The organism is Streptomyces sp. Ag109_O5-1 (assembly GCF_003814875.1).
Taxonomy (GTDB): domain Bacteria; phylum Actinomycetota; class Actinomycetes; order Streptomycetales; family Streptomycetaceae; genus Streptomyces; species Streptomyces sasae.
This window is the reverse complement of the sequence record NZ_RKQF01000001.1, coordinates 9,736,221-9,751,066: the sequence shown is the minus strand read 5'-3', so window position 1 is coordinate 9,751,066 and position 14,846 is coordinate 9,736,221. Positions and strand designations below refer to the sequence as shown.

At 74.1% G+C, this 14,846-nt stretch carries 6 protein-coding genes; all 6 read right to left on the bottom strand.

All coding sequences use genetic code 11. The annotated features are described in order from the left end of the window. Position 1: 1 nt before the first annotated feature. The gene (locus EDD90_RS44430; RefSeq protein WP_185149442.1) at positions 2-1,057 is read right to left on the bottom strand and encodes a class I SAM-dependent methyltransferase; all 1,056 of its coding nucleotides are present in this window, start codon (positions 1,055-1,057) and stop codon (positions 2-4) included. Further along, positions 1,054-2,220: a glycosyltransferase gene (locus EDD90_RS44425; RefSeq protein ID WP_123978730.1), complete on the bottom strand. Its 1,167-nt coding sequence runs from the start codon at positions 2,218-2,220 to the stop codon at positions 1,054-1,056. Before EDD90_RS44425 ends, EDD90_RS44430 begins: the two co-directional genes overlap by 4 nt. Then, on the bottom strand, positions 2,217-3,032 hold the full coding sequence (locus EDD90_RS44420; RefSeq protein WP_123978729.1) for an alpha/beta fold hydrolase: 816 nt from the start codon (positions 3,030-3,032) through the stop codon (positions 2,217-2,219). Before EDD90_RS44420 ends, EDD90_RS44425 begins: the two co-directional genes overlap by 4 nt. A gap of 3 nt (positions 3,033-3,035) precedes the next feature. Further along, positions 3,036-3,353 (bottom strand): acyl carrier protein, encoded by a 318-nt coding sequence (locus EDD90_RS44415; RefSeq protein ID WP_123978728.1) that lies wholly within the window; start codon positions 3,351-3,353, stop codon positions 3,036-3,038. Next, positions 3,350-7,894: a type I polyketide synthase gene (locus EDD90_RS44410; RefSeq protein WP_123982268.1), complete on the bottom strand. Its 4,545-nt coding sequence runs from the start codon at positions 7,892-7,894 to the stop codon at positions 3,350-3,352. Before EDD90_RS44410 ends, EDD90_RS44415 begins: the two co-directional genes overlap by 4 nt. A gap of 61 nt (positions 7,895-7,955) precedes the next feature. After that, positions 7,956-14,813, bottom strand: a complete 6,858-nt coding sequence (locus tag EDD90_RS44405; RefSeq protein WP_123978727.1) for a type I polyketide synthase — start codon at positions 14,811-14,813, stop codon at positions 7,956-7,958. Positions 14,814-14,846 lie beyond the last annotated feature (33 nt).

Here is a 14,846-nt window from a genome sequence, read left to right as displayed (position 1 = left end):
CTCAGTCGCGGCGGGCGACGATGCGGTAGGCGTTGGAGACGCGCAGGCGGTGCGAGAGGGGTCGTACGGCGAAGCGGTCCAGGAGGGTGCTCGCGATCAGGGCCGGGATGCCCGCGATGAGCAGGGTGGCGCGGAGCGTCTTCTGGAGGGCGCCGGGCGGTTTCGGCAGCCAGGGGGCGTCCTCGCGCGGGGCGGTGTGGTCCAGGGCGAGCCAGCAGGCGGCCAGCAGGTCGACGGGGTCGTGCGCCTCGGCGTGCTGTTCGGCGACGACGGTGAAGCCCAGGTCGGTGAGGCGTGCGCGGAGGTTGGCGACGGGGATGAAGTGCAGGTGCTGCGGCTGGAGCCAGGGCAGCCACCAGCGGCCCAGCAGGCGGGCGTAGCGGCTCTCGGGGTCGGGGACCTCGATGAGGAGGTGACCGCCGGAGCGTACCGTCTCGTGGGCCGCGCGCAGTTCGCGGTCGGGGTCGGTGCTGTGCTCCAGGTAGTGGAACATGCTGACGACGTCGTAGCGGGCCGTGAGCTCGGGGGCCAGGTCGGGGAAGGCGCCCCGGTAGGCGTGCTCGACGCGGCCCTCGCGGGCGGCGAGCTCGACGCCGTCGGTGAAGTCGAGGCCGTCGAAGGAGGTGCCGGGCAGCACCTCGCGGGCGGCCTCGCAGAAGTGGCCGTGGCCGGTGCCGACATCGAGCCAGTTCTTGGGGGTCGGATCGTGCGGAACCATGGACCGGGCGCGGCCCTGGTACATCTTCGTGCGGCCGCCGAAGGTGCCGCTCATCTTCTGCTCGCCGAGGCCGTCGTAGAAGTCGCGGTAGTAGAACTCCAGGCCGCTCTCGTTCAGGCGCGGGTTCTGGAAGGTGTGCCCGCAGTCCTGGCAGCGGTCGAGGACGAAGCTCCCGGGCTTGTGCTGGAGCAGGTCGGTGGTGCGCAGGCGGGTGGTGAGCCGGTCGGAGCGGCACCAGGGGCAGGTGGTGCGCCGGGGTTCGAAGAAGCGGTCGGTGCCCTCGGCCAGGTCCCGCTGGTAGGCGGAGCGCAGCGCCTCGATCTCACTCTGCTTGCTCATCGGGTCTCCTCGGCTGCGAGGGCTTCCAGGTGGGTGGCGGCGACCGGCGCACCGCCCGCCGCGCGGAACGCGGTACGGATCCGGGCCGCCGCCGTGCGGTGCGCGCCCTCGTACAGGACGGTGTCGAGGGCGTCGCCCAGCTTCGGGGCGGTGACCCGCCCGAACCGGACCCGGATGCCCGCGCCCGCGGCGACGACCTGTCCGGCGATCACGGGCTGGTCGTCGCGGATCGGTGCGACGACCAGCGGGACGCCGTGCCACAGCGCCTCGCACACGGTGTTGTGCCCGGCATGGCAGACGACCGCGTCGACCCTTTCCAGGAGCGGGAGTTGGGGCAGGGAAGGGCGGACAAGGACGTCCTTGTCGTCGGCCGCGGGCGGCAGTGTGCGGCCCGGGTCGGCGATCAACGCCTGTATCCGGTCCGCCCGTTCGCGTACCGCGGCCACGCACTCGGCCAGGAAACGTCCGCCGACGTCCGCGTTGGCGGTGCCGAGGGAGACGAGGACCTTGCGGCGGCCCGGGTCCAGCCACTCCCAGGGGAAACCGTGGTCCACCGGCCGCTCGGCCACGGACGGACCGATGTGGCGCACCCTCGACCGGTCGGACGGGCCCGCCAGTTCGGGGGTGGTGAAGGCCAGCACGAGGTGCGGTGAGAAGCGCGGGTCGGCCGTGCCGTCCGGGTCGCCGATGCGCTCGCGCAGTTCGGCGAGACGGGCCCGGAGCCAGTCGGCGACCTTGGGGATGCCGTCGTAGGCGCCGCCGAACTCGGCGGAGGTGGTCGCCGAGGTCGCCCAGGGCAGGCCGAGCCGCTCGGCCACCAGGGCACCGGCGAAGGCCTGCTGGTCGGCGACGACCACGTCCGGGCGGAAGCCGTCGACGGCCGCCCGGACTCCGGGTGCCATCGCGTCCGCGAGCGGCACCAGGAACCACTCCCAGAGGAACTTCAGCGCCTCCGCGCCCCGCAGGTCGGCGGGCCGCTCGCCCTCGATCGTCCCCGCACACGGGAACACCTCGGCCTCTGCTCCCGCCAGCCGCCGCACCAGCCCGGCGTCCGGGCCGACCCAGGCCACCCGGTGGCCGCGCGCGGTGAGTTCGGCCGCCACTCCGACGGCCGGGTTGATGTGCCCGACCAACGGCGGTACGACGAACAGGAAGCCGCTCACCGGACCCCGGCCGTCCGCGCCCCGCTGACCGAGTGGATCAGCTCCAGGATGTGTCCGCCGACCGTGCCGGCCGCCTCGACCAGCACGGAGTGCTCGTGCCCGGGCAGCACCACCGACCGGTAGTCCGCCAGCAGCGTCTCCTTCAGCGGGACCACCTCCACCAGGTCCGAGTCTCCGCCGTAGACGCCGAGGACCGGGCAGCGTACGGCGCTGATCTGCTCCTCGGTGAGGACCCGGCTGGCGGGGATGTCCCGGCCGAGGCTGGTCTCGCGGGCCAGGCGGGCCGCGCCCCTGGCCAGGCGGGCGGTGTTGTGGCTTCGGTTGGCCGTGATCCAGGCGATCGCGTCCGGCTCGTTGTGGGCGAGCTCGGTGACGACCCGGTGCAGGATGCCGCCGAGTTTGTCCGCCCAGGCGGCGGTGGCGGGTTCGGACTCGATCAGGGTGAGGCTGGCGGCGCGTTCGGGGTGGCGGGCCGCGTAGCCGAAGGCGATCGTGCCGCCGTAGGAGTTGCCGACGAGGTGGACCGGGCCGGTGATCGACAGGTGGTCGAGCAGGGCCTCCAGGTCGTCGATGTTGTGGTCGAGGGTGTAGCCGCCGGGCGGGCGGCCGCTGCGGCCGTGGCCGCGCAGGTCGTACATGACCACGTCGAGGCCGGAGGCGGCGAAGGCGGGGGCCACGGTGAAGTAGTAGCTGGCCAGGCTGTCGGTGAGCAGCCCGTGTACGAGGACCACGGTGGCGACGGGGGTACGGCCCTCTCCCGGGCCCATTCTCTGCACGTGCAGCCGGATGTCTCCGGTGTCGACGATCGCCATGGCTCAGCCCGCCTCCGTGGCCTTCAGGCTCCACACCACGTACTCGACGAGCCGGCCGACGGTCAGCCCGATGATCTCGTCGAACTCCATCCCGGCCAGGAACTCGGCGAAGTTGACCCGCTTGCCGTACCGCTCCTCCAGGAGCCCGGCGAGGGTGACCAGGTCGATGGACTCCAGTTCCAGGTCGCGGTTGAAGGTGGTGCTCATGCCGATCACGGCGTCGTCGTCGCCGTACTCCTCCAGGAGGGTGCGGAGCATCCGCGTGAGGTCGGCGAGCACCGCCTCCTCGTCGGCGCGGACTTCGGGCTCGATGGGGTTCATCGCGGGTCCTCCTCTGGGTCTGCGGTTGCCGGTCCGGTCGTCCAGGCCACGACGTAGTCGCGGTCCGGCAGTGCGGGGGGATTGCGGACCGGCGCGCAGTGCACCGGGTAGGCGCGCTCCAGCCGGCCCGAGACCAGCAGCCGGCTGCCGTCCGGGGCCGCCTCCAGGACGGTGAAGTCCCTTGGCCGGCCCCCGAATCCGGTGCCCTCCGCCTTGGCGACGGCCTCCTTGGCGGCCCAGAACCGGGTGAACCACACCGCGCCGGAGCCGCTTGCGGAGAGCGTGCGCAGCAGCCGGAGTTCGTCCGCGCCGAGCGCGGCCTCCATGGCGGCCGGGTCGCGTTCGGTGACCTCTTCGAGGTCGATGCCCGGGCCGGGTCCGGGGGTGTGCGGGCGCACGATGGCCACCGCGGCCTCGGCCCGGTGGGCGAGGGAGACGTCCAGCGCCGGCAGCGTGCGGCCGTGCACACCGACCACGTACGGCCGCCCCAACTCGTCGTTGCGGATGCGGAGTTCGGCCGGGAAGACCGGGCCTTCGCCGTGCTGCCAGAGCCACTGCCGTACCGCGTCCTTGGCGGCGATCCGGCCGAGCAGCCACTGCCGGCGGCCGCGCGGTGCGCGCTCGGCGTACTCCGAACGTTCCGCTCCGCCGAGGGAGTTGCGCATGATCAGCTCGCGGGAGGCGAGGTCCGGCCAGCGCTCGTGGACCAGCGCCCAGCCGCCGGGCCGTGCCTCGGAGAGGGTGTTGCGCTCGGGGAAGCGCTCCACCGGGCGGGTCTGCGGGTCGTTGTCGAAGCGCCGGTCCTGCCAGCCGCCGATGCTCGCCCAGACCCGGTCGTCGACGGTGAGCTCCACATCCGCCTCAAGGACGGTGTCGGTGAGCGAGGTGATCCGGACCAGACACCCGACCTCCGTGCCGGGCACGGGGTGCGGGCCGTGGAAACGCATCTCCCGCATCTGCACCGGGAAGACGACGGTCCGCTCGGTGCGAGTGGCCATGATCCAGTAGCCGAGGATCTGCCCCACGTTGTCGAGCAGGGCACCCGGGGCGGCGGGCGTGGTGATCACTCCACGGACGTGCCGGTCGCCGATCGCGGTGAGCTCGGTGACGCCCTGGAACGCCGGGCCGTGGAACATCCAGCGCTCGCTGTAGAGCTGGGCCGCGGTGTGGTCGGGGGTGCGTTCGGGAGCGGGAGGACGGGCGGGGACCGACGGTGGCGGCTGGTGGGCGGGGGCGAGTTCGACGACCGCGCGGGCGGTGGGGCCGAAGGTGACCATAACGCGGCCGGGGCCCTGCGGGCTGACGGTGACCGGGACGTCGACGGGGGGTGTGGCGGTGAGCCAGCGGTCGAAGCGGGCTCCGTGCACGGCGACCGCGCGCAGTCCGGTGGCCTCCTCCGCCGCGTCCATCAGGTGCCGGACGATCGTGGTGGCGGGCACCACCGGCCAACGGTCCTCGACCTCCGGCCAGTTGGGCCGTTGCGGGAAGAAGCAGTGGTCGAGGAGGTGGGGCATGGTGTCCGGGGACACCCTGAGGGTGCTGGTGCGGGGGGCCGGGGCGCGGGGTCCGGTGGGCGCAGGAGTGCGGGGTGTCGGTACGGCCGGGGCCGGGGCCGTCGTACGGCGCGCCCCGAGTACGGCGGCAGCCGTGTCGGCGGTGTCGCGCAGCAGCGCACTCAGTTCGGCGGCGGCCGGGATGCGAACGGCGAGGTCGTCCAGCGGGGACGGGCCGGTGGGCGCGGGGGGCCGCGGTCTCCCCAGCTCCGCGCGAAGCTGGTGGAGGACCTCGCCGTCGAGGGAGACCAGAGCCCCGCCGAGGTCGAGGCGGACGGGGGGGCGGTGTCGTACGGCCGCGGTCGCGCCGTTCGTTCCCGGGACCGTCGAAACGACGCCCGCCGCCTCCGTTCCCGGCACCGCGGGAGCCACAGCCGCCCCAGCCGTCCACAACGCCGTGGCCACTCTGCGGAGTTGGTCCATCCCCGAGCGGTGCGCGGAGTTCGCGGCGACGGCGAGGTGGTCACGGTCGCCGAGGGTGTCGCCGATGAGCGAGGCCAGTTGGCCGGGGCCCGTCTGGACGAAGGTGCGGTGCCCGGCGGCGTAGAGGGCCTCGATCAACTGCCGGAAGCGGACGGGCTCCAGCAGATGCCGGACGAACAGTGCGCGCACCTCCGCCTCGGCCTGGGGGAAGGGTGCCGCGGTGGTGCCGGACCAGACCGGGACGGTGGGCCGGTGCAGCCGGAAGCGTTCGGCGGCCTCCTTGATGGGGGTCAGGTACGGCTCCAGCATCGGCGTGTGGAAGCCGGACCGGAACGGCAGCACCTGGCAGAGCACGCCGTCGGCGCGGAAGGCACGGACGAACTCCTCCACCGCCCGGTCCGGACCGCAGATCATGGACTGCTGGGGGGCGTTGTCGTGGGAGAGGACGATCCCGGCGCCCGCCCAGTCGTCGCGCAGTGCGGCTTCGACGTGGCCGGCGGAGGCGCCGATGGCACCGAAGGCGAGGCCCGGGACGGTGACCGTGTCCGGGTCGAACCCGGCCATGAACGCGTCCACCTGGTCACCGGAGTAGAGCCCGGCGGCCACCATCGCCGTCCACTCGCCGACGCTGTGCCCGGCGACCGCGTCCGGGACCACGCCCATCCGGCGCAAGGCCGAGTCGAGGAGCCGCCCCACGCCGACGACACCGAACCCATGACGGCCTACGTCACCGACCCGCACGTCCTGTGCGGCTGGACCTCCGGTGACGGTGGGGAGGCCGAAATGCGTGGCGATGTCGTCGACGCGGGGAGTGAACTCGCCTTCCAGGCCCGGGAAGACGAAGACGAGTCTGCCGGTGCGCAGCAGCGGGGCGGGCCGGAACCAGACGTCGTTGCGGCCCTGCCAGCCCCGGTCCCTGCCGACGGCGCGGCGGGCGAGGGCGAGCCGTTTGGCGGTGGGGTCGACGATGCCGAGGCGTACCGGGCCGGCCTGCGGGTGCGGGTGCGCGGGGTCGAGACCGGCGACGAGCACGGCAGAGTCGTCGGCGGCGAGGGTGGCGTCGAGCTGTTCGGGGGTGCGGGCGGCGAGGAGCAGGACGCGCTCGGGCTCGGTCACCTGGGCGCGGGCCCGGCCGGGGGTGCGCCGCGGTGCCTCCTCCAGCACCACGTGCGCGTTGATCCCGCCGAACCCGAAGGCGTTGACCCCGGCCCGGCGCACCGGCTGCTCCCGGGTGGTCTCCCAGGGCTCGGCCTGGTCCAGGGTGCGGAAGCGGGTTGCCGCGAGGGCCGGGTGCGGGTCGTCGCAGTGCAGGGTGGGCAGCAGGGTGGCGTGGTGCAGAGCGAGTGCCGCCTTCACCAGCCCTGCCACTCCGGCGGCCGGCATGGTGTGGCCGATCATCGACTTCACGGAGCCGAGTACCGCTCGTTCGCCGCCGGGGCCGCCGGGCCCGAACACCTCGGCGAGGGTGGTGAGTTCGGCCGCGTCGCCCGCCGGGGTCGCGGTGCCGTGCGCCTCCAGGAGGCCGACCGAGCGGGGGGCGGCGGGGTCGAGGCCCGCGGCCCGCCAGGCCTGGCGTACGGCGTGGGCCTGGCCGCCGGGGTCGGGGTTGACGAGTCCAGCGGTACGGCCGTCGCTGGCCACGCCGGTACCGCGGATCACGGCATAGACGCGGTCGCCGTCACGCTCGGCGTCCGCGAGCCGCTTCAGGACGACCACTCCGGTGCCCTCACCGATGAGGATGCCGTCGGCCTCGCGGTGGAAGGGGCGGATGCGCTGGCTCGGGGAGAGGGCGCGGAGCTGGGAGAAGACGCTCCACAGGGTGATGTCGTGGCAGTGGTGCACTCCCCCGGCGAGCATCACGTCGCAGCGCCCGGCGGCCAGTTCGGTGACCGCCTGGTCGACGGCGACCAGCGAGGAGGCGCAGGCCGCGTCCACGGTGTAGGCGGGGCCGCGCAGGTCGAGGCGGTTGGCGATCCGGGAGGCGGCGAGGTTGGGCACCAGGCCGATCGCCGACTCGGGGCTGGCCGGCCCGAGCCGCTCGGTGAACGCCTCGCGCACCCGGGCCAGTTGGCCGGGCGTGAGGTCCGGCACCAACTCGCCCAGGGTGCGGACGAGTTGTCCCGCGGTCCGGACCCGCTGGTCGAGCCGGACCAGCCCGGGAGTGAGATAGCCGCCCCGGCCCAGCACCACACCGATCCGGTGCCGGTCGGGCAGCCGGTCCTCGCCACCGGCGTCGGCGATCGCCGCGGCGGCCACGTCGAGGGCGATCAGCTGGTCGGGCTCGGTGCCGTCCACGGAGTTCGGCATGATCCCGTACCGGGTGACCTCCACCTCGGCCAGGCCGTCCACGAAGCCGCCGCGCCGGCAGTACACCTGGTCGGGGACGGCGGGCCCGGTGGCCGAGCCGGGCCGGTAGTAGTCCGCGTCCCAGCGTCCGTCCGGCACCTCGCCGATCGAGTCCACGCCGTCGCGCAGGTTCCTCCAGTACGCGTCGAGGCCGGCGGCACCGGGCAGCAGCACCGCCATCCCCACGATGGCGACCGGTGTACGAGGGGCGGCGCCCATGCCGACCGGTGTCCGAGGGCCGTCATCCATGCCGACCGGTGTCCGGCGGTCGTCGCTCATCTCACCAGCCCGAGGCGGTGTAGACGACGGCTCGTGCGGACTCCTCGCCCCAGGCGAGCTCCCGCAGCAGGGCGGCGGTGCCCTCCTCGGGATCGATCAGCCTCACCCCGCGCCGCGCGTACTCGCGCCCGAGTTCCGGGCTGACCATTCCGGTGTGTCCGCCGGTGGGCGCCCACGGCCCCCAGTGCACGGTCAGCGCGCGGTTCCCGGTCCGCTCCGCCCAGCCCGCGCCGAGGCTCTCCAGGGCGTCGTTGGCCGCCGCGTAGTCGGACTGGCCGCGGTTGCCGAGGACGGCGGAGATGCTGCCGAACAGCACCGCGAAACCGGGCCCGTTGGGCAGTTCTTCCAGGGCGGCGAGAAGGGTGGCGGCGCCGGCCGTCTTGGTCCCGTACACCCGCTGGAAGGACTCCGGGGTCTTCTCGGCGATCAGCCGGTCCTCGATCACCCCGGCGGCGAAGACGACCCCGTCCAGGCGTCCGTGGTCGGCGTGGATCTCCTTGACGGCCTGGAGTGCGGCGTCCCGGTCGCGGAAGTCGACGGCACGGTAGCGGGCCTCGCTGCCGAGCGCTGCGAGTTCGTCCAGGGTGGCGGTGATCTCCCGCTGGGCGAGCACCAGTTCGGCCTCGCGGTTGACCTCGGCGGGCTTGCGTCCTCCTCGCGCGGCGAGCGCCGCGCGGAGTTCGGCCGGGGTGCGCGCGCCGGCGGTGTCCGGGGCCTCGGGGCCGGTGGGCGCGGGTGTCCGGCCGAGCAGCTCGATGCGGCAGCGGCAGGCGGCGGCGAGGGTGGCCGCGAACTTCGCGGTGATGCCCCGGGCCCCGCCGACGAGCAGCACCACCGAGTCCCGGTCCAGGCCGAGCGCGGCGGCTTCGGCGGCCCCCTCCCCGGCCGGTCCGGCCCCGGTGCTGCCGAGCGCACCCAACGGCACCTCGACCAGCTCAAGTCCCTGCCGGCCGGCGGCCGTGCGCAGTACGACAGGGGCCGTTTCCGGGGCGGACAGCTCGGCGAGCAGCGCGTCGGCGACGACGTCGGGTGCGGTGTCCGCGAGGGTCACGACCCTGACGACGGTGTCCGGGTACTCCCGGGCCACGGTACGGAACAGCCCATGCAGTCCGGCCGAGCGCGCCGCGTCCTCGCCGTCGGCGGGCCGGGCGGCCAGCAGCCAGCGCGGGCCGCGCGCGAGGGCCGCCCGCAGCACGGGGAAGGAGTCCGGCAGCACCGGTGAGTCGCCGTTGCCGGGCAGGGCGCCCAGGTACAGCACGCCGTCCACGGTCCCGTCCGACTCCCCGAGCAGCCGATCCGGCGCGACGGTCACCACCTCGGCGCCGTGCGCGGAGAGCCGTTGCGCCACCTGCGCGCCGTCCCCGAGAACGAAGAACCGCCTGCCCGCGAGCAGGGCGGCCGGGTCGGCCGCCGCAGCCGGCTGTGCCAGCACGACGGGCCGCATCTCGAACCGCTTCGGGGCCTCACCCGGGACGGGCTCTTCGGACCCTGCGGCGGCCGGCGGCTCCGCTCCGACGGCGGCCACCGGTTCCGCCGTGACGGCGGCCACCGATTCCGCTGCGTCGATGGTCTCCGTCCCGGCGCCCCCTCCGACGCGAGCCGTGAGCCATCCCGTCACCGCGGCCGCCGTACGCGCCTTGGCCAGCTCCTCCAACTCGCCGTCGTCCAGGGTCTCGGCGCCGCCCGCGATCCCGAGCCGCTTCGCCAGCTCCCCCGCGATCTCGGCCCGTTTGATCGAGTCGATGCTCAGGTCCGCCTCCAGATCGAGGTCGGGCTCGATCATGTCGACGGGGTAGCCGGTGCGCTCACTGATGATCTCCAGGACGACCCGCTCGACGTCGGTCTCCGCGGACTGCTCGACGACCGGTGCGGCCGCTGCCTCCGGCTGCGGTGCGGCGATCTCGGCGACCGGCTGCGGTTGCCACTGCTGCCGCTGCGGCTGCGGCTGCGGAGCCACCGGTGCGGCGGGGGCCGTGGGTACCGCCCCCGGCGCCGCCCCGAAGTAGGTGAGCAGCACATCGCGCTGCGCGGCGATCATCTCCCGGCTGGTGCGCAGGAATTCGGATATCAGGGCGTCCTGGTCGGCCGGTGTGCCGTGCGGCTGGTTCGTCGTCACAGTCGTCGTCTCCACGACTCGTCGGGCCGGTGCGAGGGCACCGGGCAGGAGGTCTCCGGCGGCGGTGCGCACGAGTTGTCCGTCGACGGTCCAGCCGGGCCGCTTCGGCGCCGGAGTGCGGACGGCGTCCACGGCGTCCCGGCCGCGCAGCAGCCAGGCGGTGCGCACCGGGATTCCGGTCACGGCCAGCTGGGCGAGTGCGTCGAGCCAGCCGCGCAGTCCGCTGCCGGCGCGGGGTTCGCAGGCCACGGTGGTGTGCGGACGGTCGCCGAGGATCTGCCCGACGAGCCGGGTGAGGACAGTCCCGGGCCCGGCCTCGACGAAGACGCGGGCCCCCGCCTCGTACATCGCCTCGATCTGGGCGGCGAAGGCGACGGGCGAGCCGATCTGGGCGGCGAGTTCGGCACGTACGGCGTCGGCGTCCGGCGGGTAGGGGGCCGCGGTGCGGTTGGACCACACCGGGAACTCGGGCGGCAGTACGGCCCGTTCGGCGAGGACCTCGGCGAACCGCTGCCCCGCGTTCGCCACGACCGGGCTGTGGAAGGCGCAGGCGACCGGAATGCGTTTCGCCCCGAATCCCGACTCGCGCAACAGCCGTACCGCCTCGGTCACTTCCTCCGTCGGGCCCGAGATCACCGTCTGCTGGGGCGAGTTGTGGTTGGCGAGCACGACCTGTCCCGGAGCTCCGGTGGTGCGCAGCGCACGCTCCACGTCCTCCGCCCCGGCGGACACGGCGGCCATGGTGCCGGGTTCGTCTCCGGCGGCGGCCAGGATCGCGGCGGCGCGTTCGGCGCTCAGCTCCAGGAGAGTCTCCGGGGTCAGGGCGCCGGCCGCGCTGAGGGCGACGAGTTCGCCGTAGCTGTGTCCGGCGGCCATGTCGGGGCGGACCCCTGCCGCCGTCAGAAGGGCGTGGGCGGCGAGGCCGGTGATGCCGAGGGCGGGCTGGGCGGCCCTGGTGTCGGTGAGGGCGGTCCGGCGGCGCTCACGGGCGGTGTCGTCGAAGGCGGTGGGCGGGTAGAGGGTGTCGGCGTGGGCCCGGCCGAGCTGGAGGTAGTGCTGCAGCTCCGGGAAGGCGATGAGGACGTCGGCGAGCATGCCGGGACGCTGGCTGCCCTGGCCGGGGAAGAGGAACGCGACCTTGGCGTCCGTACCGTGTTGTGCATCGGCCAGGTGGATCCCGGTGCGCGGATCGTGCTCCCCCGCGAGGACCCGGCGCAGCTGTCCGGCCAGCCCGGCCACGTCGTCCGCGACCACCGCGGCCCGTACCGGTTCGTGCGAGGCGTCCGCCCGGCGGGCGGTTGCCAGCGCGAGGTCACGCAGCCGCCAGGAGCCTGTCTCCGCGGCCCGCAGGATCTCCTCGACGCCTCGGTGGGCGGCCTTCTCGTCCCGCCCCCTGAACAGGAACAGCTCGGCGGGCCAGGCGTCCAGTGCCTGCTCCGGCGGCACGGCGCTGTCGTACGCACTGACCACCACGTGGAAGTTGGTGCCGCCGAAGCCGAACGCGCTGACTCCCGCAACCCGTTCGGCGGCCGGAGTGGCCCAGGGCCGGGCCTCGGTGTGGAAGGCGAACGGGCTGTCGTCCTCCTTCCAGGCCGGGTTGGGCCGGTCGATGTGCAGGGTGGGCGGCTTGACACCGGTGTGCAGGGCGAGGGTGGTCTTGATCAGCCCGGCGAGCCCGGCGGCGCACTTGGTGTGCCCGATCTGGGACTTGACCGATCCCAGCGCACAACCGCCGTTCATCGCACCGGCCTCCGCGAACACCTCGCTGAGGATGGTGAGTTCGGTGCGGTCACCGACGACGGTCCCGGTGCCGTGCGCCTCGACCAGGCCGATCTGTGCCGGGGAGATACCGGCGTTGCGGTAGGCACGGAGCAGCGCGGCCCGCTGGCCCTCGGGGCGGGGGGCGGTCAGTCCCAGGGAACGGCCGTCACTCGACGACCCGAGGCCCTTGATCACACCGTAGATGCGGTCGCCGTCACGCTCGGCATCCGCCAGCCGCTTCAGGACCACACACGCCACGCCCTCGCCGAGCGCGATGCCGTCGGCGGAGCCGTCGAAGGCGCGGGAGCGGCCGGTCGGCGAGAGGGCGTGCACCGAGGAGAAGAGGACGTAGTCGTTGATGCCGTTGTGCAGGTCGGCGCCGCCGCACAGCACGACGTCGCTGGTTCCGGCGCCGAGTTCCTTGCAGGCGACGTCGACGGCGGCGAGCGAGGAGGCGCAGGCGGCGTCGACGGTGTAGTTGGCGCCGCCGAGGTCGAGACGGTTGGCGATGCGGCCCGAGATGACGTTGGCGAGCATCCCCGGGAAGGAGTCCTCGGTGAGCCGGGGCAGCTGGTCCTCCAGTCCCTCGGGGACCTTGCCGTAGTAGGAGGGCAGCACGGCGCGCAGGGTGCCCGCGTTGGAGAGGTCACTGCCGGCCTCGGCGCCGAAGACGACGGACGTGCGCGAGCGGTCGAACTCCCGTCCCCGTTCGCCGTATCCGGCGTCGTCGAGGGCGCGTCGGGCGGCCTCCAGGGCGAGCAGCTGGACGGGCTCGATGTGGCCGAGGGAGGCGGGCGGGATGCCGTAGCCCAGCGGGTCGAAGGGGATGCGGGGCAGGAAGCCGCCCCACTTGGAGGTGGTGCTGCCGTCGGCGTGGTGGACGGCCGGGTCCCAGCGTTCGGGCGGGACCTCGGTGACCGCGTCGTGTCCGGCGACCACGTTCGCCCAGAAGGTGGCCAGGTCGGGTGCCTGCGGGAACATGCAGGCCATACCGACGATGGCGATGTCGAGCGGGGCGGGGGCCGGAGGTTCCGCAGGCTGCGCCGCCGTGGGCCGCGCCGCCAGGAAGTCGGCCGCGCCGTCCGTCACGGCATGGTGCAGGGCTGCCACGGTGGTCGTCGCCGAGCGCAGGACGGCGACCTCGCCGGCCATGAACATCCCGTCGTTGAGCTGGCGTTCCTCATCGACGTGCGCCAGCTCGCCGCCGTCGGTGCGGTCGACGCCCTTGCTGGCGATGCGCAGCCGGCCGACGTTGAGCCGCTCCAGCTCCTCCCACAGTCGCCTGTCCGGGACCCCGTTCGCGCGCAACTCCGCTTCACGCTTGTGGTAGTTGAGGGTGAAGGGGCTGGGTACACAGCGGGTGGCGTGGCCGGGCGCGGTCTCAAGGAGGGCGGTAGCGGCGGCCGCCATGACCTGGCGCTGGAAGAGCGGCTGGATCGCTCCCCGGTCCACCGCCTCCTCGGTGAACAGGTAGGCGGTGCCCATCAGGAGGCCGACGGCCGCGCCCCGGGCGGTCAGCGGCGCGGCGAGTGTGGTGACCATCGCCGCCGAGCGTTCGTCGTGGATGCCGCCCGCGAGGAACACCTCCAGGCCTTCGGCGTCCGGGAGGTCCGCCAGCACGGCGAGTTGGGCCTCCCAGAGCGGGAAGCTCGCGCGCGGTCCGACATGGCCGCCGCACTCGGAGCCCTCGAACACGAACTTCCTGGCGCCGGCCTCCAGGAACTGCCGCAGCAGTCCCGGCGAGGGCACGTGCAGGAAGGTGCTGATCCCGGCCTGCTCCAGCGCCTCCGCCTGGGCGGGCCGGCCGCCCGCGATGACGGCATGGGTGGGCCGCAGTTCCCGTACGGCTTCGAGCTGGGCGTTTCTGAGTTCCTCGGGAGCGAAGCCCAGTACGCCGACGCCCCAGGGCCGGCCGTCGAGCGCGGCCTTGGCCTCGGTGAGCATCTCCCGGGTGCGGTCGCCGTCGGCGAGGGCGAGCGCGAGGAAGGGCAGCGCCCCGTCGGCGGCGACGGCCGCGGCGAAGGCGGCCCGGTCGCTGACCCGGGTCATCGGGCCCTGGGCGACGGGCAGCCGGGTCCCGAGGGCGCGGCTCATGGGGGAGGTTCCGGGCCGCAGAGCGTCACCGGCGACGGCCCCCTCCCCGTTTATCGCCGCCGTCAACTCCCGTACCGTCCGGCGTACATCACCCCACTGCTCGGCGAACCGCGCGGCCAGGAAACCGTCCTGGCCCACCGGCAGCAGCTGGGTGCGCAGGTCCTCGGCGCCCAGCAGCGCGGCGACCGCGGCCGGGTCGTCGGCGGGCGGGTGCACGGCGTCGGGGCCGCGGCGGTGCAGCACCCGGTGACCGGCCACCAGGATGGTCTCCGAACCGTCCAGGGAGCGCAGCGCGGCCGCCGTGGCCTCGGGCAGCCGGGATTCGGCGAGCAGGGCGAGCTGGCTGTCCAGGACGACGCCGGCCGCGCCGCCTGCCACCGCGGCCGCCGCCGTACGCGGTCCGATGCCGCCGCAGGCCCAGACCGGCAGGTCCAGCTCCGGTGCGTCGAGGAGTTGCTGGAGGAGGACGAAGGTGCTCAGTCCGCCGACCCGGCCGCCGCTCTCGGCGCCCCGGGCGATCAGCCCGTGCGCTCCGGCCGCGACCGCCTCGCGCGCACCCACCAGGTCGGTCACCTCGACCAACACCCGGCTTTGGGTGGCGAGTTGCCCGACGGTCCAGGGTGCGTCGGCGGCCAGGACCACCGTGTCGGGCGCGGGGCCGAGGTCCTCCGGGGTGAGTGCGCAGCCCACGGCCACTCGCACGCCATAGGGGCCTGGTGCGGCCCGTTTCAGCCGGGCCAGCGCCTCCCGGGATCTTCGGTCCCCGCGTCCCAGATCGAGGACGCCGAGTCCGCCGGCGGCGCAGACCGCTGTGGCGAGCCTGGTATCGGGTTCTCCGAAAGGGGTGATGCACATGATCAGGTCGACGGCACGCACAGGGGACGTCATGATGCTCCGAATAATCGGGAGGACAGCACGGTG

Bases quoted from the DNA above. Each gene is read 5' to 3' on its own strand.
- EDD90_RS44430 (WP_185149442.1), bottom strand. From the start codon at position 1,057: ATGAGCAAGCAGAGTGAGATCGAGGCGCTGCGCTCCGCCTACCAGCGG.
- EDD90_RS44415 (WP_123978728.1), bottom strand. From the start codon at position 3,353: ATGAACCCCATCGAGCCCGAAGTCCGCGCCGACGAGGAGGCGGTGCTC.
- EDD90_RS44410 (WP_123982268.1), bottom strand. From the start codon at position 7,894: ATGGGCGCCGCCCCTCGTACACCGGTCGCCATCGTGGGGATGGCGGTG.
- EDD90_RS44405 (WP_123978727.1), bottom strand. From the start codon at position 14,813: ATGACGTCCCCTGTGCGTGCCGTCGACCTGATCATGTGCATCACCCCT.
- EDD90_RS44420 (WP_123978729.1), bottom strand. From the start codon at position 3,032: ATGGCGATCGTCGACACCGGAGACATCCGGCTGCACGTGCAGAGAATG.